Source organism: Herbiconiux sp. L3-i23, from assembly GCF_023734115.1.
Lineage (GTDB): Bacteria > Actinomycetota > Actinomycetes > Actinomycetales > Microbacteriaceae > Naasia.
Genome location: NZ_AP025737.1, coordinates 878,174 through 898,509, shown reverse-complemented (window position 1 = coordinate 898,509; position 20,336 = coordinate 878,174). Strand labels below are relative to the sequence as shown.

Here is a 20,336-nt window from a genome sequence, read left to right as displayed (position 1 = left end):
CTCGCAGCAACACACCGCGCTCGGTAAGGAATGGTGCGGACTAGGCCCGCTTCTTCTCCTGCATCTCGATCGTCTCGATCTCGTCGCCGATCTGGATGTCGTTGTACTTCCCGAGTCCGATACCGCACTCGTAGCCCTCACGGACCTCGGTGACGTCGTCCTTGAAGCGGCGCAGCGAGTCGATCGCGAGGTTGTCCCCGACCACGACGCCGTTGCGGATGACGCGCGCCTTGGCGTTGCGCGTGATCGTGCCGCTGCGGACGATGACACCCGCGATGTTCCCGACCTTGCTGGAGCGGAAGATCTCGCGGATCTCGGCCACACCCGACTGGACTTCCTCGTACTCGGGCTTGAGCATGCCCTTGAGCGAGTTCTCGATGTCGTCGAGAGCCGTGTAGATGACCGAGTAGAAGCGGATGTCGACACCCTCGCGGGCGGCGCGCTCGCGGGCCTTGCTGTCCGGACGGACGTTGAATCCCATGATGATCGCGTTGTCGACCGTTGCGAGGTTGACGTCGCTCTCGGTGACGGCACCGACACCGCGGTGGATGATCCGCAGCTGGACGCTCTCGTCGACCTCGATCTTGAGCAGCGCCTCTTCGAGCGCCTCGACGGCACCGGAGACGTCACCCTTGATGATGAGGTTGAGCGAGTCGACCTTGCCCTCTTCGAGAGCACGGGTGAAGTCCTCGAGCGAGATGCGCTTGCGGGCCTTCGCGAGGCTCGCGTTGCGCTCCACGGCTTCGCGCTTCTCGGCGATCTGACGGGCGGTGCGGTCCTCCTCGGTGACGAGGAAGGTGTCACCGGCGCGGGGCACGGTCGACAGACCCTGCACCTGCACGGGACGCGACGGGTAGGCCTCGGCCACCGGGTCGCCGTTCTCGTCCATCATCGCGCGGACACGTCCGTACGCGGTGCCGGCGACGATCGCGTCGCCGACGCGCAGGGTGCCGGACTGGATGAGCACGGTCGCGACCGCACCGCGTCCCTTGTCGAGACGGGCTTCGATGGCGACACCGCGCGCGTCCTTGTTCGGGTTCGCGCGCAGGTCGAGACCGGCATCGGCGGTGAGCAGGACGGCGTCGAGCAGGTTGTCGATACCGGTGCCCGCGAGCGCGGACACGTCGACGAACATGGTGTCGCCGCCGTACTCCTCGGCTACGAGACCGAACTCGGTGAGCTGCTGACGCACCTTCGCCGGGTTCGCGCCCTCCTTGTCGACCTTGTTCACCGCGACGACGATCGGCACACCGGCGGCTTGGGCGTGGTTCAACGCCTCGACCGTCTGCGGCATGATGCCGTCGTCCGCCGCGACCACGAGGATCGCGAGGTCGGTGACCTGCGCACCACGGGCACGCATGGCGGTGAACGCCTCGTGACCGGGGGTGTCGATGAAGGTGATGGCGCGGTCGTAGCCCTCGTGCTCGGTCCAGACCTGGTAGGCACCGATGTGCTGGGTGATGCCACCCGCCTCACCGGCGATCACGTTGGTCTTGCGGATCGCGTCGAGAAGCCTGGTCTTACCGTGGTCGACGTGACCCATGACGGTCACGACCGGCGGACGGATCTCGAGGTCTTCGTCGCTCTCGTCCTCGAGCTCCTGGTCGAGGTCGATGTCGAAGCCCTCGAGGAGCTCCTTGTCCTCGTCCTCGGGCGAGACCATCTGGATCTTGTAGCCCAGCTCCTCGCCGAGCACCTGGAAGGTGGCCTCGTCGAGCGACTCGGTCGCCGTCGCCATCTCACCGAGGTGGAAGAGGACGGTGACGATGTTGCCGGGGCTCGCGTCGATCTTGTCCGCGAAGTCCGTGATGGACGCACCACGGCGCAGACGGATGACCGTGCTGCCATCACCGCGGGGGACGCTCACGCCGCCGAGCGACGGGGCCTCCCGCATCTCGAACTCTTGACGCTTCGTCCGCTTCGACTTGCGGGCCTTGCTCTTGCCGCCACCGCGACCGAACGCACCGGCGGTACCACCACCGGGGCCACGGCCACGACCGCCGCCGCCTGCGGGGCGCGGGCCGCCGAAGCCGCCGGGCGCACCACCGGGACGCTGGAAGCCGCCGGGCGCACCGCCCGGACGTCCGCCGCCGCCACCGGGACGCTGGAAGCCGCCGTTGGGGCGACCGGGGCCGCCGGGACGACCGGGAGCACCGGCACCGGGAGCGCCGGGACGCGGCGAGCCGGGACGGGGAGCGGCCGGACGCGGGATGCCGCCGGGACGCATGCCCTGGTTGGCCGCGAACGGGTTATTGCCGGGGCGCGGAGCACCGGGGCGCTGCATGCCCTGGCTGCTCGAGTACGGGTTGTTGCCGGGACGCGGGATGCCGGCCGGGCGCGGGGCGCCGGGACGCGGGATGCCGGCCGAGCCGCCGGGGGCGGCGGGACGCTCGCCGTCACGCGGAGCGGGAGCTCCCGGAGCGGCGGAGGGACGGGCGGATGCCGCGGGACGCTCGGTCGCCGCGGGGCGCTCCTCCGAACGCGGCGCGCGCGGTGCCGCCGGCGAGGCGGGCGAGCTGGGCGCGGCGGGAGCCGCGGCAGCGGGCGCGGCCGGAGCCGAGGGGGCCGGGCCGGGGCGCGACGGGGTCGCGCGGGAAGGCGTCGCCTTCGCGGGCGCGGCGGGAGCCGCACCGTCGGCGGGCTTGCGGGTGATGCCGTCGGCTTCGAGCTTCGCCTTCAGCTTCCGGACGACCGGGGGCTCGATGCTCGACGACGGTCCCTTGACGAACTCGCCCATCTCCTTGAGCTTCGCGAGCGCGACCTTGGTGTCGATTCCGAGGTCGGTTGCGACCTCGTGTACGCGTGGTTTTGCAGCCACTTTTCTCCTGTCTGAGGCTCACCCAGACAGGGCAAGCCGATTAGCGGTGTGAGGAACTCATTTCGAGTAGCTCATTAGTTGTCCATAAGCCGTTCAGCCTGTTCTTTTCGGTAGACCCTGCATTCCAGCGTTCCGGGCACAGCTGTGCCCTCGCCAGAAGAGGGGGAACTCGACCATTGTACTCCCCCGCCGCCCGCGACAGGCCGAGAGCCTGCTCCACCGGTCGTCAAGTAGCGATGCGCTCTCGATACGCTCCTTCGTCGCTACTCGAGCCGTTTCGATACGGCGCTGGCGCGCCTACTCAACGACCGGATCTGACCCGGTCGTCGAGTAGCGACGAAGGAGCGTACCGAGACGGGTCGAGTGAGCGAAGCGCACCGAGACCACAGCGTGCGCGCTCTCGATGCGCTCGTTCCTCGCTACTCGAGCCGTTTCGATACGGCGCTGGCGCGCCTACTCAACGACCGGGGTGGGAACTCGTGCCGTACGCATCGCTTCGCTCGAGCCCCGGTCGTTGAGTAGCGACGAAGGAGCGTATCGAGTCCCCCGCGCAAGCATGCGCGGTGGGCCCAGGGTCGAGTAAGCGAAGCGCACCGAGACCATGGCGCCGAGGTTGAAACTGAGCTCTCGGTGCGCTCGTTCCTCGCTTACTCGAGCCGTCTCGGTACGGCGCTGGCGCGCCTACTCGACGACCGGGGTGGAAGTCGCCCTTCGTATCGCTTCGCGGGGCGGGCGGGCGGGCGCCCGCCGCCGCCCCGCGGGGAGGTCAGTCTTCGTCGAGGATGGAGTCCGGCTGGATGTCGATCTTCGCGCCCGTGAGCTTCGCGGCGAGGCGGGCGTTCTGGCCCTCCTTGCCGATCGCGAGGGACAGCTGATAGTCGGGCACCAGCGCGCGGACGGCCTTCAGCGACGCGTCGATCACGTACGAGCTGGTCACCTTCGCAGGCGACAGGGCGTTCGCGACGAACTGGGGCAGGTCCTCGGAGTAGTCGACGATGTCGATCTTCTCGCCGCCGAGCTCCGCCGACACCGCACGGACACGCTGCCCGAGCTCGCCGATGCAGGCGCCCTTGGCGTTGATGCCCGGTTCGGTCGCGCGGACCGCGATCTTGGTGCGGTGCCCGGCTTCACGGGCGAGCGACACGATCTCGACGAGTCCCGACGCGATCTCGGGCACCTCCAGCGCGAACAGCTTGCGCACCAACGACGGGTGGGTGCGCGACACGGTGATCGAGGGGCCCTTGGCGCCCTTCGCGACGCTGGTCACGTAGACGCGGATCCGCTCGCCGTGCCCGTAGCTCTCGCCGGGGACCTGCTCCTCGGGAGGCAGGATCGCCTCGATGGCACCGAGGTCGATGTGGATCATCCGCGGGTTCGGGCCCTGCTGGATGACGCCGGCGATGATGTCGCCCTCGCGGCCCTTGAACTCGCCGAGCACCTTGTCGTCGCCGATGTCGCGCAGACGCTGGTTGATGACCTGCTTCGCGGCGAACGCGGCGATGCGGCCGAAGTCACTGGGGCTGTCCTCGGCCTCGCCGACCACGGCGCCGTCGTCATCGATCTCGGGAACGTAGACGGCGACGTGACCGGTCTTGCGGTCGATGTCGACGCGGGCGGGTGCCGGCTCGTCGGAGCCGTGCTTCGGCTCGACCTTGTCGGTGTGCTTCAGGTAGGCGGTGAGGATCGCCTGCTCGATGATCTGGACGAGCTCCTCGAACGGGATCTCGCGCTCTCGCTCCATCAGACGCAAGACGCTCAGGTCGATTTCCACGGCCGCACTCCACTATTCGCTCTATGACACCCGCATGGTGAAACGGGCCGCATCTACGGTACCCGATCGGCGGCCTGCGCTACCTGCGAGACGCTCATGCGGACTGCGAGAGAATGCCCCTGTGAGGATCCGAACCGTCCAACTGCGCCGCTACCGCATCCACCCCGAGATGTTCGACGATTTCGTGGAGTGGATGCGCGACGATCTGCTGCCGATGCGCGCCGAGTTCGGCTTCCACATCGAGTTCGCCTACGCCGATCCGGAGCACTCGCTGTTCACGTGGGCGGTCAGCGTGCCCGGCGACCGGGCGGGCTTCCTGCAGTTCGAGGAGCACTACAACGCCTCACCCGAGCGTTCGGCGGTGTTCGAGGGGCAGCCTCAGCGCATCGCCGAGAAGTGGATCACCTTCGTCGACCCGGTCGCCTGAGCAGGCGTCGACTCGCGGACCTCGGTCACTTCCGAGTCGGCTCGCCGAGGCGCAGCCGGAACACCGGATGCAGCGGTGCGACCGCCCGGATCGCCGCCGTGCTGGGGTTCTTCGGCAGTTCGAAGAACGTGCCGACCTCCCACGCCCACTTGGCGAGGTAGACCCGGAGGATGGGCACCCGCTCCTCGCCGACGACTTCGACGGCCGTGAACAGGGTGACCTCGCGGCCGAGGGTCAGCGTTCCCTCGCCCGCGACGCGGAGGTTGCGGACCCACTCGGTGGTGCCGCGCGCCGCGACGAGGTACGTCTCGGTTCCCAGGGTGAGCGGGTTGACCGGCGTCGAGCGCGGCTCGCCGCTCACCCGGCCCACGATGGTGAGCGTGCGGGATCCGGCGAGGCTGACCCCGCGGCGTCCGAGCGCGGTGAGGAGCGCGTTGGCGATCCTGGTCGGTCGTCCCGGCCGGATGTACTTCTCGCTCCCCGACGGCATCGCTAGAAGCCGCGCACCTCGGCGATGACCTCGTTGGCCGCGCCGTCGAGGGGCACCGCACGGCGTTCGCCGGTGCGGCGGTCCCACAGCTCGACCTCGCCGGCGGCGTAGCCCTTGCCGACGATCACGATCGTGGGCATTCCGAGCAGTTCGGCATCGCCGAACTTGACGCCCGGCGAGACCTTGGGGCGGTCGTCGTAGAGCACGTCGAGTCCGGTCTTCTCGAGCTCGGCGGACAGGGTGGCCGCGAACTCGAAGACCGCCTCGTCCCTGCCGGTGGCGATGATGTGCACGTCGTAGGGCGCGACGGCGCGGGGCCAGACGAGCCCGCGTCCGTCGTTGTTCGCCTCGGCGATCAGCGCGAGGTTGCGGGTGACGCCGATCCCGTACGATCCCATCGTCACGGTGACGAGCTTGCCGTTGGGATCGAGCACCTGCAGCCCGAGCGCTTCGGCGTACTTGCGGCCGAGCTGGAAGACGTGACCGATCTCGGTGCCGCGGGCCAGCGTGACGGGCCCGGATCCGTCGGGTGCCGCGTCGCCTTCACGGACGTCGGCGATCTCGACGGTGCCGTCGCTGGTGAAGTCGCGACCGGCGACGAGGCCGAACACGTGCTTCTCGTACTCGTTGGCGCCGGTGATCCATGCGGTGCCGTCGACGACGCGGGGGTCGAGGAGGTAGCGCATGTCGGTGGCCGACTCGAGCCCGAGCACGGGGCCTTCGGGCGACCAGGGGCCGATGTACCCCTTGACCAGGCCCGGCGTCTTGTCGAAGTCGGCCTCGGTGGCGGCTTCGACCTCGGCGGGCTGGAAGGCGACCTCGGCGCGCTTCATGTCGACCTCGCGGTCGCCGGGGAGCCCGACGACGACGACCTCGCGGGTGCCGTCGAGATGGGTGAGCGCGAGCACGACGTTCTTCAGGGTGTCGGCGGCGGTCCACTCCCGGTCCTCGCGAGGGTGCTCCGCGTTCGCGAAGTCCACGAGGGTCTGGATGGTCGAGGTGGCGGGCGAATCGAGGATCTCGGCGGCCGGGGCGTCGTCGAACGGGATCGACTCGGGGACGGGCGTCGTGTACGCCTCGACGTTGGCGGTGTAGCCGCCGGCGGAGCGGACGAAGGTGTCCTCGCCGATCTCGGTCGGGTGCAGGAATTCCTCGCTCTTCGATCCGCCCATCGCGCCCGCGTCGGCGGCGACGATGACGTATTCGAGGCCGAGGCGCTGGAAGATGCGCTCGTAGGCGTCGCGCTGCGCCTGGTAGCTGATGTCGAGGCCGTGGTCGGTCCAGTCGAACGAGTAGGCGTCCTTCATCGAGAACTCGCGGCCACGCAGCAGACCGGCGCGGGGGCGGGCCTCGTCGCGGTACTTGTCCTGGATCTGGTAGATCGTGAGCGGCAGGTCCTTGTAGGAGGAGTAGAGGTCCTTCACCAGGAGGGTGAAAACCTCTTCGTGGGTGGGGGCGAGCAGGTAGTCGGCGTCCTTGCGATCCTTCAGACGGAAGATGCCGTCGCCGTACTCCTCCCACCGCCCGGTCACCTCGTAGGGCTCGCGCGGGAGCAGCGCCGGGAAGAGGACCTCTTGGGCGCCGGCCGCGGTCATCTCTTCGCGGATGATCTCCTCGACCTTGGCGCGCACCCGCAGACCGAGCGGCAGCCAGGCGAAGATGCCGGGGGCCTCGCGGCGGATGTATCCGGCGCGGACGAGGAGTCGGTGGCTCGCGACCTCGGCGTCGGAGGGGTCCTCACGGAGGGTGCGGACGAAGAGCGTTGACATGCGGGCTAGCACCCGCCAAGCCTACCGACCTGCCCGCGCCCCATCCGTCGCAGAGCCTCCCCCAACCCGAGGGCCCCGATCCCGTGTGCACGGATCAGGAGTTCGTGCGCGGATCAGGAGAAGTCGTCCCAACTCTCCTGATCCGTGTGCGAGGTGCCCTCTTTCGAGTCGGAACTCCTGATCCGTGCACCGACGGCGCGCACGGCCTTTGCGCGGGGACGACGAAGGGGCGGCCGATCCGAAGATCGACCGCCCCTCCTCAGCGCGTCAGAGCGTCAGCGACTCACTGATTCAGCGCATCAGCTACCCGCGGTCGCGCGGCGACGGAGCAGGACGACCACACCGCCGGCGACGAGCAGTCCGAGCGCGAGGGCACCGAGCGGCAGGGCGGCGGCTCCGGTCGCGGCGAGCGCCGGGGCGGTGGTGCTGGTCTGCAGGAGCGCGCCCGATGCGTCGATCTCGAACCAGAGCACCGAGTTCGCGACCGAGCCGTCGGCGAAGGTGCTGGCGAAGGTGAGGCTGTGCCAGCCCGCTTCGAGACCGGCCGGGATGGTGATCTCCTGCGAGACGGCGCCGTCGACGGGCACGGCTCCCGCGGCGAGGGTGATCGGCGTGGAGCGGAGCACCAGCGAGAAGTCGGCGCCGGGCTTCAGTCCCTCGGCCGTGAAGTTCGCCTTGCCGCCCGCGACCGGCTGGCCGGCCGCGATCTTCAGCTCGAGCGACAGGGCGGCGGCGCTCGGTGCGGGCACCGGCGAGGTGGGTGCCGGCGCCGTCGGGGCCGGGGTCAGACGCCCACCGGCTCCGAGGCGCAGCGCCTCGTTCCAGGCGGCGCGGACGCCGTTGGTCGCCTCGTTCGCGGCGGGGAACCAGTCGTAGGCGTAGTAGAGGAACTGTCCTCCGCCGACCGAGAAGGACGCGACGCCGAGGTTGTCGTCATCGGAGAGGTACACGGGAGTCACGGACGCCTTTTGCGCGTCGCTCCAGGTGCTGTAGGCGAGGAGTCCGCCCGCGTAGTTCGCGTTCGGGAGGGTTGTCGGCAGGGTTGCGTCGTCGAGCTGCAGCGACCACTCGCCGCCTGTTCTTCCGTTCGACCAGACGTCGGTGTAATCGACTCCGGTGAGCACATCCACCAGATCGCCGTGAGTGTAGGACCCCGTGCCGAGGGCGGTGCGCCCCGCGCTCACCCAGTCCTTGACCACGACGACGGCCTCCTCGGACATCACGTCCGTCCCGCCATCGGCATAGACCAGACCCTCCGGGAAGACGACGACGTCCTGGTCAGCGAGCGCGGCGGTCCAGGCCGCTGCTGAGCCGTCGCCACCGTCGAAGGTCGTGACCGAGCCGATCAGGGCGAGCTCGGCGCTGATGTCGGCATCCTCCTCGTCGGGGTCGGTGAACCCCTCCTTCGAGAAGACGAGGATGCCGAGATCGGGGTCGGGCGCCGGGAGGGCGGAGGCCGCCGAAGCGCCGACGAAGGGTGCCGCGATGAGCGCGATGGCTGCGCCGAGGGCGGGCAGGACAGGGATGCGACGAGTCGCCATGAGGATCCGTTTCGAATGTGGTGCGAATGGTGCCGGATCACGCTATGGACAGCGACGCGCGGTTCGCCGTCGATTCTCAGGGTGTCGCGAACGTGAGAAGGACTCCGTAGCGAGCGGAGCTGACGAGCGCTGCTCGCGCCTGCCCGAGGGCGCGCGACGGCGCCGGGATTCGAGACGGGGTCAGCCGACCGGCACTGCGCGCACGGGGCGTTGCCGCAGGGCGAGCACCGCGCCTGCGGCGACGAGGACGAGCACTGCGGCGTTCAGTCCCGCATAGCCGAGAAGAGCGAGCACGATGCCGGCAAGCCCCCCGCCGAGCGCCCCGGCCAGGTTCATCGCGGTGTCGGAGACGCCCTGCACCGACGCCCGGTCCTCGATCGCCGCTCCCCCGGCGACGAGCGCGGATCCGGCGATCGTGGTCGCCGACCAGCCGAGGCCGAGCAGGATCAGAGCGATCGTGACGGCGACCTGCGATGCCGAGGCGACCCAGCCGATGATCAGCGAAACGCCGGTGATCGCCTGTCCGCCGAGCACGACGCTCTCGCGACCGATCCTGTCGCTGAGCCAGCCGAACACCGGCGAGAGCCCGAACATGCCGAGGGTGTGCAGGCTGATCGTGAGCCCGACGATGGTCAGCGTCGCACCCTGGTGGACGAGGTGCACCGGGGTCATCGCCATCACCGCCACCATCGTCGCGTGGGCGAAGGCGACGATCGCGATGGCACCCCTGGTTCGAGAGGGAACCGTGCGCAGGGTGGCCAGGACGCCGCGGTGGCGGGTGGCCACGGCGCCGAGTCGCGCCTCGCGCAGGGCCGCCTGCAGCGGGTCCGGGCGCAGGGTGACGAGGTAGAGCAGGGCGGCGAGCAGCTGGCACGCCACGGTGATGACGAACGGACCGGTCATGTCCGGCAGCCCGAGAGCGTCGCCAAGCGCCTGCCCGGGCGTGACCAGATTGGGGCCGACCACGATGCCGACGGTCGTCATCCACACCACGACCGAAAGGTCCCGGCCCCGGTGACTCGGGGACGCGAGGTCGACCGCGGCGAAGCGCGCCTGCAGGTTCACCGCGTTGCCGGCGCCAAGCACCAGGAGGGCCGCGACGAGGAGTACCGGCGACCCAAGCAGTCCGCTTCCGATCACGGCGAGCGCGCCGACCGCCGCGATCGCCGCGCCCGTGCCGAGGGCGGGTCGCCGGCCCAATCGCCGCGCGAGGCGGGCGAGCGGGATCGCGAACACCGCGGCTCCGAGCGTGCCGGCGGTCGCCGCGAGTCCGGACACGGATTCGTCGCGCGCGAGATCGGCAAGCAGCAGGGCGCCGAGTGAGACCCCGGCGCCGAGGCCGACCCCGGACAGGATCTGCCCCACCGACAGCACGACCAGTGTCCTGCGCTGAACGGCCCGATCGACAATCGGCTCCTCGGCGCTCATGCCGTCAATCTAGTGACGCTTCGCTGGCCGCCGAAGGTCTTGCACCGCCGCCTCAAGATCGGGATAACGATTCGACACCGCGCCTTCCGAGCCCAGGCGGCCCCGTCGTACTGTGCAGCCATGGGGGAACACCGTCTTTCTCGCGCCGGAACGCGGCGCGCACTGGTCGTACTCGGGGTCATCGCTCCGCTATTACTCGCGGGATGCGCGCCTGCCCAGGCTGATCCCGCCCCGGCGCCGTCGGCCTCGACACCGAGCCCGACTCCCTCCGCCGCTCCGGCGACTCTCGCGCCCGTCGCGGCGCCGCAACCGCACTGGGCGGGCGTGGACTGCGGGAGCCTCTTCGGATCCGCGCTCGACGTGTTCGGCCCGATGACCTGGAGCGGCGACGACCCCGCCGCCAGCTCCGTCACCCTGGCCGATCACTACGACGTCTCGGTCGCCGCCGAAGCTCAAGCCGGGCTCCTCACCTGCATGCTGGTCGGCGGCGCCGGCCGTGAGGTGCGCTTCAGCGTCGTGCCTGGAGCCGGCGAAGCCGGACGCCCGTTGCTCGGCGAAAGGGTCAGCGGCGACATCCGCACCACCGACCAGTCGACTCTCGGGTGCACACGCTTCACCCCCGACAGCTACGCCTGCTCAGGCAGCTACATCGACGGCGGCGACTGGATCAGGATCAGCTACCGCGGCGGAGCCGAGGACCCCTACTCCGCCGGCGACGAACTGGTGAGCGCGGCCCTCGACCGGTTGCGTTCGCTGCCGGAGCAGACCTGGCAGCGTCCCTCTTCGGCGTGGGCGGACATCTCATCCTGCGATGCCGTCGATCCCGAGGGAGCGGCCGCGACCGCGGCGGCTCTGCCGGGGGCGCCGTCGTCCACCGCACCTCGAGGCATGGAGCCCGAGCAGCAGGTGGCCTACGCCACGCAGGGTGCGCTCTTCTGCGCCGAGGGCGACACGCTCGCCGACGAGGCCACCTTCGTCTGGTTCGAGCTCGTTCCCGGAGGGTCGTGGGTCGACACGGTGACGCCGACCGGCCAGGGCGTCGAGGACGCTGAAGTCGAGGGAGCGCTCGCTGCACGCTGGGTGACCATCATGAATGTCGGCGACGAGCTGCCCGAGGGCGGTCCGACCGCGACCCTCGACGTCTTCACCGACGGCGGGTGGCTGCGCGTCGGCGGCATCGAATCCGGGGTGCCGCTCGACAAGGCGCGCATCCAGGCGGCCGCCGAAGTGCTGCTCGAGCGGATCGCCGCGCCCTGATCGCGTCGGCGTCCCGCGGGGGCGCCCTTCCGTCGGCGGCGGGGTGCATGGATCAGGATCGAGGAGGCGACCCGCCGAGCGCGACGCCCGTCATCGTCCTGATCCGCGGCGGATCTCCTGATCGGTGTACATCGTTCTGATCCGTGCACCCGTGGGCGTTGCGGGCCGGAGTTGCGGCGCGGGTCGCGCCGTGCAGGCGCCGCCGAGGTCAGACGGTGACGACCTCGGGGGTGCCCGTCTCGGCGCCGGGGCCCATCTCGTCGGCGATGCGGTTCGCCTCCTCGATGAGGGTGCGCACGATGTCCGCCTCGGGAACGGTCTTGATGACCTCGCCCTTGACGAAGATCTGACCCTTGCCGTTGCCGGAGGCGACACCGAGGTCGGCCTCGCGAGCCTCGCCGGGGCCGTTCACGACGCAGCCCATCACGGCCACGCGCAGCGGCACGGTCATGCCCTGGAGACCCTCGGTGACGTCGTTGGCGAGCGTGTACACGTCGACCTGCGCGCGTCCGCACGACGGGCACGAGACGATCTCGAGCTTGCGCTCGCGGAGGTTCAGGGACTGCAGGATCTGCAGCCCGACCTTCACCTCCTGCGCGGGAGGAGCCGACAGCGAGACGCGGATCGTGTCGCCGATGCCCTCGGAGAGCAGGATTCCGAACGCCGTCGCGCTCTTGATCGTGCCCTGGAACTCGGGGCCCGCCTCGGTGACGCCGAGGTGCAGCGGCCAATCGCCGCGTTCGGCGAGCTGACGGTACGCCTTCACCATGACGATCGGGTCGTTGTGCTTGACCGAGATCTTGAAGTCGTGGAAGTCGTGCTCCTCGAACAGGCTTGCCTCCCAGACGGCGCTCTCGACGAGCGCCTCGGGGGTGGCCTTGCCGTACTTCTCGAGCAGGCGACGATCGAGGGATCCTGCGTTAACGCCGATGCGCAGGCTCACGCCGGCGTCCTTCGCGGCCTTCGCGATCGCGCCGACCTGGTCGTCGAACTTGCGGATGTTGCCGGGATTGACGCGCACCGCGGCGCAGCCGGCGTCGATCGCCTGGAAGACGTACTTCGGCTGGAAGTGGATGTCGGCGATGACAGGAATCTGGCTCTTCTTCGCGATGATGTGCAGCACATCCGCGTCGTCCTGGCTGGGCACCGCCACGCGGACGATGTCGCAGCCCGAGGCGGTGAGCTCGGCGATCTGCTGCAGCGTCGCGTTGATGTTCGTCGTCGCCGTGGTGGTCATCGACTGCACCGAGACGGGCGCGTCGCCGCCGACGAGGACCTTGCCGACCTTGATCTGGCGCGACTTGCGGCGCGGGGCCAGGGTCTCGGGGGCGGGCTTCGGCATACCGATATTCACTGCAGGCACGCTATGAAGCGTAAACCTCCCGGGTGAACGTCGGCCGCGAGGCGCTAGGGACGCAGCAGCACCTTGATGGCGCGGCGCTCATCCATCGCGGCATACCCCTCGGCGACCTCGGTGAGCGGCAGCTCGAGGTCGAAGACGAGGCCGGGTCGAAGACGTCCGTCGAGCACCTCGGGCAGCAGCTCGTCGACGTAATTGCGGACCGGCGCCACTCCCCCGCGCACCCCGACGTTCGTGCTGAACATGGTCTGCATCGGCAGCTCGGGACCGCCGTTCGGCACCCCGACGAAGCCCACCTGGCCTCCGGGCCGGGCGGACCGAAGGGCCTGATCCATCGACTCCTCGGTGCCGACGCACTCGAGCACGCAGTCGGGCCCGATGCCGTCGAACGGCTCCTTGATGCGGGCGACGCCCTCGTCGGCGCGCTCCTCGACGATGTCGGTCGCGCCGAACTCGCGGGCGACCGCCTGGCGGCTCTCGTGCCGGGACATCGCGACGATCCGCGACGCCCCGAGGCGCTTCGCCGCGAGCACCGCGCAGAGCCCGACCGCGCCGTCGCCGACGACGACGACCGTCGAGCCCTTCGTCACGCCGGCGCTGACCGCGGCGTGGTGACCGGTGCCCATGACGTCCGACAGGGTGAGCAGGTGCGGGATCAACTCTGGCGCCGGCATACCGCCGGGCACCACCGCGAGGGTGCCGTCCGCATCCGGCACCCGCACGAACTCGCCCTGGCCGCCGTCGGCGAACCCGCCTGTGCGGTCCTTCGAACCCCACCAACCGCCGTTCAGGCACGAGGTGCTGAACCCGTTGCGGCAGTTCTCGCAGGTCATGTCGCAGAGGTAGAAGGGGGCGATCACGAAATCGCCGATTCTCACGTTCTCGACGCCGTCGCCGATCTGTTCGACGACGCCGACGAATTCGTGGCCGATGCGGTGGGCGTGCTTCGTGGGGGTCACGCCGCGGTAGGGCCACAGGTCGGAGCCGCAGACGCAGCTCGCCACCACCCTGACAATCGCGTCGCGTCCGGTCGAGACGACCGGGTCGGGGACCTCCTCGATGCGGATGTCCCGGGCGGCGTGGATGACGGTGGCGAGCATGCGATCCACCTTAGGCAGGGGCGGCGACGTGCTCCTGGGAGCCGCGAGAACGCACGTTCCGGGCTTGCGTGCCCGCCGAATCCCCCCGCGCGAACGGGCGCGGGTGGGCCCAGTGCGTCTGTGCCCGCAATATCGGATCTCGCGGTAGGTGGTTCAGGAGCGGAGGACCTCGAGGCGCGCGCGGTATTCGGTCTCGTCGATGTCGCCGCGGGCGAAGCGCTCGGCCAGGACCTGCTCGGCGCTGCGCTGAGCCCACGGGTTACCGGGGCCGCCCTGCGCCCACGGACCGGGGCCCCACGGCCCGCGACCCCGGCGACGGAGCAGGACGAAGAGGAGGGTGAAGAACGCGATCCAGAACAGCGGGATCACGAGGAGGGGGATCCAGCCGAAGCCGGCGGCGAAGGGACCGCCGTGCATGGCGACGGTGGTGAGGGCGGTGGTGAACATGACGACCATCTCTGTCGATGAGGAAACGGGTCCGGTCGGACCGTGCTTCCAGCCTCGCCAGCGGACGTGTCGCCCGAATCCGCCGCAACGACGAATCCCCGCTACTCACCCGGGAGTAGCTCCGCCACCCTCACTCCCCCGAGTGGCTGACCGAATGCAGGAGTTTTTCGTCCGAAACCCGGAAAACTGCCTGATTCGGGGCTTGCCCGAGCAATTTCTCCTGCATTCGGGCAGCCACCCGCCGCGTGCGGACGGGGTGACTGACCAAATCAAGGAGATCACGGCGCCGATGGCCCCGGATCCGCATGAACGTGTGACTCGAACCTGCTTTCTCCTTGATTTGGTCAGAGGCATGGCGGGCGGCTGACCAAATGCAGGAGTTCTTCGCCCGAAACCCGGAAAACTGCCCGATTCGGGGCCTACCCGACCAATTTCTCCTGCATTCGGTCAGCCACTCAACCTGTCCGCGCTGGGCGACTGACCAAATCAAGGAGATTTCACCTCTGACGGCCCCGGATCGGCATGAACGTGTGACTCGACACCGCTTTTTCCTTGATTTGGTCAGCAGCGCCGAGTGGAGGGTGGGGTGGGTCAGTGCCAGCCGGGCTTCACGAGCCCCGACTCGTAGGCGAGCACGACGAGCTGCACTCGGTCGCGGACGCCGAGCTTGGTCAGGATGCGCGACACGTGGGTCTTCGCCGTGAGCGGCGACAGGAACAGTTCCGCCGCGATCTCCTCGTTACTGCGCCCCGCGGCCACCTGCACCAGCACCTCGCGCTCCCGATCCGTCAGCGAGTCGAGCAGACCCTGGTCGTGAGGGGCGCGGGCCCCCTCGGCGACTCGGGCGAGCAGACGCCGCGTCACTCCAGGCGAAAGAAGCGCGTCACCGCCGGCGACGACCCGCACGGCGCGGATCAGCTCGACCGGCTCGGTGTCCTTCACGAGGAAGCCGCTGGCACCGGCGCGGATCGCGGCGACCACGTAATCGTCGAGTTCGAACGTCGTCACGACGACGATACGGGTGGCGGAGAGGGTGGGGTCGGACACGATCCGGGTCGTGGCCTCGATGCCGTCCAGACCGGGCATGCGGATGTCCATGAGCACGACATCGGGGCGCTCGCGTTCGACGAGGGCGACGATCCCCTCGCCCGTGCCCGCCTCTCCGACGACCCGCATGTCCGCCTCCGCGTCGAGGAGCGCGCGGAAACCACCGCGCACGAGCTGCTGGTCGTCGGCGATCGCGATGGTGATCGTCATCGGTTCCCCTTCGGCAGGATGGCGCGGACGCGGAACCCGCCGGAGCCGGCAGGCCCCGCCTCGAAGGTGCCGCCGAGCAGGGTGGCGCGCTCCGCCATGCCGAGCAGTCCGCGTCCGCCCGGGGATGGGTGCCCGCCATGACCGTCGTCGATGATGACGAGTTCGACGCCGTCCTCGTGCGGAGCGACCGACACCTCGACGCGGCGGGCCTCCGCATGACGCAGCACGTTCGTCAGGCTCTCCTGCGCGATCCGGTAGAGCGCCAGCTGCACGGCGGCGGACGGCTGGTCCGCGAGGTCGTCGCGCACCTCGACGGTGATGCCGCTCGCGCGGAGCGGCTCGGCGAGGGCGTCGAGCCCGTCGAGCCCGGGCTCCGGACGTCGCGGGGCGTCGTCGTCGGCGCGCAGCACGCCGATGACTCCGCGCACCTCGTCAAGGGCGTCCTTGCTGGCCGCCTTGATCGCGGCGAGCGCCTCGGCGGCCTTCTCGGGCCGGGTCTCGATGAGGTGCAGACCCATGCCGGCCTGCACGTTGATCGACGACAGCGAGTGGGCGAGCACGTCGTGCAGTTCGCGGGCGATCCGCACGCGTTCGGCCTGCTCGGCGCTCTGCCGCTGCTCGCGCAGCCCGCTGCGGAACCGTTCGTAGCGTTCGCGTCGCCCGCGAGCGAACTCCCCCGCGCCGACCGCGATGAGCAGACCGACCCCGAAGGCGACGATGCGGGGCGGATGCACGGCGGTTCCGCCCACCGCGAGCAGCACGAGGATCGCCGTCCACGTCGCGGCGAGCGCCGCGAGCGCCCAGACCCGCGCTCCGCGCACGATGGCGAGCACGATCGCCAAGAGCAACGCGACGGGAGGCGGCCCGAAACCGGCGCCCGCTCCGACGACCAGTCCAAGGGTCGCCGCGGCGGCGCACACGACCACGACGGGGCCCGGCCACCGCCGTGAGCCGAGCAGGGCGACCGGCCCTGCGATCGCGGCGAGCACGGCCAGCGCGCCGTCCAACGACCATCCCGCCCTCGCGGCGAGGAACACCGCGAACGGGGTCTGGATGAGGAACGCGAGCACCGCGGGCAGCACGAGCCGCGCGGTCGCCGACCCTCGACGCGGGAGCGACTCGGGGTCGTGCATCCAGGCGACCTCGCGCGGGAACGAGGACGCGGGCATGCGCCGATGCTAGACCGCGGCGCGCGGCGGGCGCGTCGTGCTGCGGACCGAGGACCGCGTACTCCGCCAGGAGTACCTGTTGGCGATGGGTGGAACCGGCCGCGCGCACGTTCCGGCGCGCGTGGCCGGCCGAAATGTGCGCGTTCGCCCGGAACGCCCTACCCGCAGCGAGAGGACGCCGCAGCTAGTGGACACCGCAGCTAAAGAACACTGCAGCTAAAGAACACTGCAGCTAGAGAACACTGATGGGTTTGACGATGTCGGCGTAGATGAGCAGGGCGCTCATCGCGCCGAGGATGAGGACGACCGCGAAGGTGACGGGCATCAGCTTCGCCGCGTCGACGGGGCCCGGGTCCTTCCGCCGGAAGAGCTTCGCGAACCCGCGCTTCACTCCCTCCCACAGCGCGATGACGACGTGGCCGCCGTCGAGGGGGACGAGGGGCACCAGGTTGAACACGAGGAGCGCGATGTTCAGCGAGGCGAGGATGCCCAGCATGCTCGAGATCCGCGAGGCGACGGGGATGGTGTCGAGGCTCGCGATCTCACCCGCCAGACGTCCCACGCCGACGACGCTCACGGGCCCGTCGGGATCGCGGTCGCCGGGTCCGAACGCCGCGTTCGCGACATCGATGAGCCGCTGCGGCAGGTTCAGGATGATGCCGGCGACGGCGGTGATGTTGTTCCCGACGGCGGGCAGCACTTCGGTCGCCGGCTGCGGCACGAGCTGCTCCTGGCTGCCGATCCCGAGCACTCCGACCTCGGTGGTGACCGGTTCGCCGTCGGCATCGGTGATCACGTTGCCGTCGGCGTCGGTGCTGTAGCGCTCGGTGAGCAGCGGCGTCGCCTCGAGGGTTACCTCGCTTCCGCCGCGCTCGACGACGACGGTGAGCGGGTCGCCCGGCGACTCGCGGATCAGTGCGGTGGCCTGCGTCCAGCTGTCGATCTGCTCGCCGTCGATGCTGACGATGCGGTCGCCCGGCAGGATGCCGGCGGCGAGCCCCGGCGCCTCGGGGTCGGCCGATTCGCAGGTCTGGCGATCACTCGTCGAGGGGAGGACGCATTCGCTGACGGTGCCGATGGTCGTCGACGCCATCGGCAGGCCGAAGCCCATGATCACGACGGCGTAGAAGAGGATGCCGAGCACAAGGTTCATGAACGGGCCGCCGAGCATGATGACGACGCGCTTCCAGACGGAGAGCCGGTAGAAGGTGCGACCGTCCTCCTCCTCGCCGATGGTGGCGGCGCTGGTGTCGCGGGCGTCCTGTACGAGCTGGTTGAACACACCCGTCGTCGCGTTGCGGGCGGTGCCGCCGGGAGCCGTGGGCGGATACATGCCGATCATCGCGACGTAGCCGCCGAGCGGGATGGCCTTCAGGCCGTACTCGGTCTCGCCCCGGCGGAAGGAGAAGAGGGTCTTGCCGAAGCCGATCATGTACTGCGTCACCTTGACGCCGAACAGCTTCGCGGGGATCAGGTGGCCGATCTCGTGCAGCGCGATCGACACGGCGAGCCCGATGACGATGACGAGCACGCCGAGTACATAGAGCAGCACGGCTTGGAAATCCACGTGCTGAGGGTAGTGGCGCGAGTCTATGAACGCGCCGAAGGGCGCCCGCAGCTTTCCCTGCGTCGCTTCAGGAGCGCCGACTTAGGCTCGAAGCGGAGCGCGAAAAGCGGTCGGGGGCGACCGGCGTGAGGGGGAACGGTGACCGACATCGAGATCGAGCCGCGCGGCGGAACCCTCATCGCCGGTCGCTACCGGTTGGTCGAACGGATCGGCCGCGGCGGATCCGCGGACGTCTTCCGCGCGCAGGACACGCGCATCCCCCGCGAGGTGGCGGTCAAGGTGCTGCGCGATCGGCGGTCCGACGGCGAGACGCTACGCCGGCTGCGATCTGAGGTCACCCTCCTCGCCGCCCTGACGCACCCATCGCTGGTCACACTGCACGACGCGGGGTTCGGCGACGACGGCGACGACCCGTACATCGTGATGGAGCTCGTCGACGGGGCGGACCTCGCGCGCACCGCCGGGTCGCTTCCCATCGAGGAGCTCGTGTCCGTGGTCGCCGACGTCGCGGCTGCGCTGGCGCACGCGCACTTCCGCGGCGTCGTGCACCGCGATGTGAAACCCGGCAACGTGCTCGTGCGGCACGTCGACGGGACTCCCCGCGGAACGCTCGCCGATCTCGGCATCGCCTACCTCATGGACGCCACTCGGGCCACCGCGGGCGGCAGCATCGTCGGCACGGTCGCCTACCTCAGCCCCGAGCAGGCGCGCGGCGACCGCGTCACGACGGCGAGCGACGTCTACTCGCTCGGCCTGCTGCTGATCGAGGCGCTCACCGGCGCCCGCGCCTTCCCCGGCACCGAAGCCGAGAGCATGGCGGCGCGCCTGGTGCGCGGCCCCGCTCTCCCCGCCGGGCTGTCCGCCGCCGACGAGGCGCTACTGCGCGCGATGACCGCGACGGATCCGGCCGACCGTCCCGATGCCGCCACCGTCCGCACCGCACTCCGATCCTGGACGTCGCCGCGCCCCACGGCAGCGGTCGTCGGCGCCCGCACCACGGCGGCAGCCGACACGACGGCGGACGATCCGGTCGCGACGGCCGCCGCCGAAGCGCCCACGCGTCGCCTGGCCGGTGTTGGCCTCGCTCCCCCGTCGACCGTCGACACCGACGCGGCTGACGACACCGAGATCGGGCAGCCCGAGTCGCGGACAGGCCGATCTCGCCGGCCATCGAGACGGACGCTTCTGCTCGGCGGCGCCGTCGCCGTGCTGCTCGTCGCGGCCGGACTCGTGATTCCCGCTCTGTCGACGCCGGCGCCCGCTGCACCGACGACACCCGCGATCTCCTATCCCGCGATCGACGGTGAGCTCGGCGAGTCCTTCGAACGACTCGAGTCGGTGATCGAGCCGTGAGCGCATCGATGCGCCGATGGATGCCCGCCGCCGTCGTCGTCGCGGCGATCGGTCTCCTCGCCGGCTGCGCCCCCGCGCCCGACCTCCGCTCCGAGGTGACCCAGGGCTTGCGCGCCGAGGTCCTCGAGGCCGCGACGGCCGCGAGCGCCGGCGACGAGACGGCCGCCCGCGCCGCCCTCGACGAGGCACTGGCCGCCCTCGAACGCGCCGCCGACGACGACGGAGTCACTCCGTCGCGGTACCGCCAGATCCGGAACGCGATCGCCGACGTCCGCGCTCAGCTCGATGCCCGGGCGGCCGCCGAGGCGGAAGCGGCGCGAGTCGCCGCCGAAGCGGACGCCGCGGCGGCGCAGGAGCGCGAGGCGGCCGAGCTCGCCGCTCGGCTCGAGCAGATGCAGGCCGAACTCGATCGCGCGGCGGCCGAGGATCCCGCGCCTCCCGCCCCCGAGCCCGCGCCCGAACCGGGGAAAGGGAACGACAAGGGCAACGGCAAGGGGCACGGAAAGAAGGGGTGACACGGCGCGCGTCATCGGCACTCCCGACAACTTCCCGGCTCCCTTCCGTACGATTGATCTCCACCTG

The 20,336-nt window shown here is 70.2% G+C and carries 16 protein-coding genes; 4 read left to right on the top strand and 12 right to left on the bottom strand.

What is annotated here, in order from left to right:
• Positions 1–40 precede the first annotated feature (40 nt).
• Both infB and nusA read right to left on the bottom strand, forming a co-directional pair.
• The gene (gene infB, locus NGH83_RS04210) at positions 41–2,818 is read right to left on the bottom strand and encodes a translation initiation factor IF-2 (RefSeq protein ID WP_251857814.1); all 2,778 of its coding nucleotides are present in this window, start codon (positions 2,816–2,818) and stop codon (positions 41–43) included.
• A gap of 766 nt (positions 2,819–3,584) precedes the next feature.
• Positions 3,585–4,589, bottom strand: coding sequence for a transcription termination factor NusA (nusA, locus tag NGH83_RS04205; protein ID WP_251857813.1), 1,005 nt, complete (start codon positions 4,587–4,589; stop codon positions 3,585–3,587).
• Positions 4,590–4,710: 121 nt separating this feature from the next.
• On the opposite strand from nusA, the gene NGH83_RS04200 reads away from it, so the two are divergent.
• Complete coding sequence (locus NGH83_RS04200) at positions 4,711–5,016, top strand: hypothetical protein (RefSeq protein ID WP_251857812.1); 306 nt, start codon at positions 4,711–4,713, stop codon at positions 5,014–5,016.
• Positions 5,017–5,041: 25 nt separating this feature from the next.
• On the opposite strand, the gene NGH83_RS04195 is transcribed toward NGH83_RS04200, so the two are convergent.
• The 4 genes from NGH83_RS04195 to NGH83_RS04180 form a co-directional block, all read right to left on the bottom strand.
• Positions 5,042–5,506: a nitroreductase/quinone reductase family protein gene (locus NGH83_RS04195; protein ID WP_251857811.1), complete on the bottom strand. Its 465-nt coding sequence runs from the start codon at positions 5,504–5,506 to the stop codon at positions 5,042–5,044.
• Between the two features lie 2 nt (positions 5,507–5,508).
• Positions 5,509–7,275: a proline--tRNA ligase gene (locus NGH83_RS04190; protein WP_371872748.1), complete on the bottom strand. Its 1,767-nt coding sequence runs from the start codon at positions 7,273–7,275 to the stop codon at positions 5,509–5,511.
• A 299-nt stretch (positions 7,276–7,574) separates the two neighbouring features.
• On the bottom strand, positions 7,575–8,816 hold the full coding sequence (locus NGH83_RS04185) for a hypothetical protein (protein WP_251857809.1): 1,242 nt from the start codon (positions 8,814–8,816) through the stop codon (positions 7,575–7,577).
• Positions 8,817–8,996: 180 nt separating this feature from the next.
• On the bottom strand, positions 8,997–10,244 hold the full coding sequence (locus NGH83_RS04180) for an MFS transporter (RefSeq protein WP_251857808.1): 1,248 nt from the start codon (positions 10,242–10,244) through the stop codon (positions 8,997–8,999).
• Between the two features lie 324 nt (positions 10,245–10,568).
• Here NGH83_RS04180 and NGH83_RS04175 point away from each other — a divergent pair, with 324 nt between their 5' ends.
• Positions 10,569–11,501, top strand: coding sequence for a hypothetical protein (locus NGH83_RS04175; protein ID WP_251857807.1), 933 nt, complete (start codon positions 10,569–10,571; stop codon positions 11,499–11,501).
• A gap of 208 nt (positions 11,502–11,709) precedes the next feature.
• Here NGH83_RS04175 and ispG read toward each other — a convergent pair whose 3' ends face one another.
• The 6 genes from ispG to NGH83_RS04145 form a co-directional block, all read right to left on the bottom strand.
• Positions 11,710–12,843, bottom strand: a complete 1,134-nt coding sequence (gene ispG, locus NGH83_RS04170; protein WP_251858449.1) for a flavodoxin-dependent (E)-4-hydroxy-3-methylbut-2-enyl-diphosphate synthase — start codon at positions 12,841–12,843, stop codon at positions 11,710–11,712.
• A gap of 65 nt (positions 12,844–12,908) precedes the next feature.
• Entirely contained in the window at positions 12,909–13,961 is a 1,053-nt protein-coding gene (locus NGH83_RS04165; RefSeq protein WP_251857806.1) for a zinc-dependent alcohol dehydrogenase family protein, read from the bottom strand.
• Positions 13,962–14,114: 153 nt separating this feature from the next.
• The gene (locus NGH83_RS04160; protein WP_251857805.1) at positions 14,115–14,408 is read right to left on the bottom strand and encodes an SHOCT domain-containing protein; all 294 of its coding nucleotides are present in this window, start codon (positions 14,406–14,408) and stop codon (positions 14,115–14,117) included.
• Between the two features lie 591 nt (positions 14,409–14,999).
• Positions 15,000–15,665, bottom strand: coding sequence for a response regulator transcription factor (locus NGH83_RS04155; RefSeq protein ID WP_251857804.1), 666 nt, complete (start codon positions 15,663–15,665; stop codon positions 15,000–15,002).
• Positions 15,662–16,834, bottom strand: a complete 1,173-nt coding sequence (locus NGH83_RS04150) for a histidine kinase (protein WP_251857803.1) — start codon at positions 16,832–16,834, stop codon at positions 15,662–15,664. Before NGH83_RS04150 ends, NGH83_RS04155 begins: the two co-directional genes overlap by 4 nt.
• A gap of 232 nt (positions 16,835–17,066) precedes the next feature.
• Positions 17,067–18,401, bottom strand: coding sequence for an RIP metalloprotease (locus tag NGH83_RS04145; RefSeq protein WP_251857802.1), 1,335 nt, complete (start codon positions 18,399–18,401; stop codon positions 17,067–17,069).
• A gap of 138 nt (positions 18,402–18,539) precedes the next feature.
• Between NGH83_RS04145 and NGH83_RS04140 the strand changes: the two genes are divergently transcribed.
• Positions 18,540–19,754, top strand: coding sequence for a serine/threonine-protein kinase (locus NGH83_RS04140; protein ID WP_251857801.1), 1,215 nt, complete (start codon positions 18,540–18,542; stop codon positions 19,752–19,754).
• On the top strand, positions 19,751–20,269 hold the full coding sequence (locus NGH83_RS04135) for a mucin-associated surface protein (RefSeq protein ID WP_251857800.1): 519 nt from the start codon (positions 19,751–19,753) through the stop codon (positions 20,267–20,269). The genes NGH83_RS04140 and NGH83_RS04135 overlap by 4 nt, the downstream gene beginning before the upstream one ends.
• Positions 20,270–20,336 lie beyond the last annotated feature (67 nt).

Excerpts from the sequence above, each read along its gene's own strand:
- NGH83_RS04195 (WP_251857811.1), bottom strand. The coding sequence starts at position 5,506 with ATGCCGTCGGGGAGCGAGAAGTACATCCGGCCGGGACGACCGACCAGG.
- NGH83_RS04190 (WP_371872748.1), bottom strand. The coding sequence starts at position 7,275 with ATGTCAACGCTCTTCGTCCGCACCCTCCGTGAGGACCCCTCCGACGCC.
- NGH83_RS04185 (WP_251857809.1), bottom strand. The coding sequence starts at position 8,816 with ATGGCGACTCGTCGCATCCCTGTCCTGCCCGCCCTCGGCGCAGCCATC.
- NGH83_RS04180 (WP_251857808.1), bottom strand. The coding sequence starts at position 10,244 with ATGAGCGCCGAGGAGCCGATTGTCGATCGGGCCGTTCAGCGCAGGACA.
- ispG (WP_251858449.1), bottom strand. The coding sequence starts at position 12,843 with ATGCCGAAGCCCGCCCCCGAGACCCTGGCCCCGCGCCGCAAGTCGCGC.
- NGH83_RS04165 (WP_251857806.1), bottom strand. The coding sequence starts at position 13,961 with ATGCTCGCCACCGTCATCCACGCCGCCCGGGACATCCGCATCGAGGAG.
- NGH83_RS04160 (WP_251857805.1), bottom strand. The coding sequence starts at position 14,408 with ATGTTCACCACCGCCCTCACCACCGTCGCCATGCACGGCGGTCCCTTC.
- NGH83_RS04155 (WP_251857804.1), bottom strand. The coding sequence starts at position 15,665 with ATGACGATCACCATCGCGATCGCCGACGACCAGCAGCTCGTGCGCGGT.
- NGH83_RS04150 (WP_251857803.1), bottom strand. The coding sequence starts at position 16,834 with ATGCCCGCGTCCTCGTTCCCGCGCGAGGTCGCCTGGATGCACGACCCC.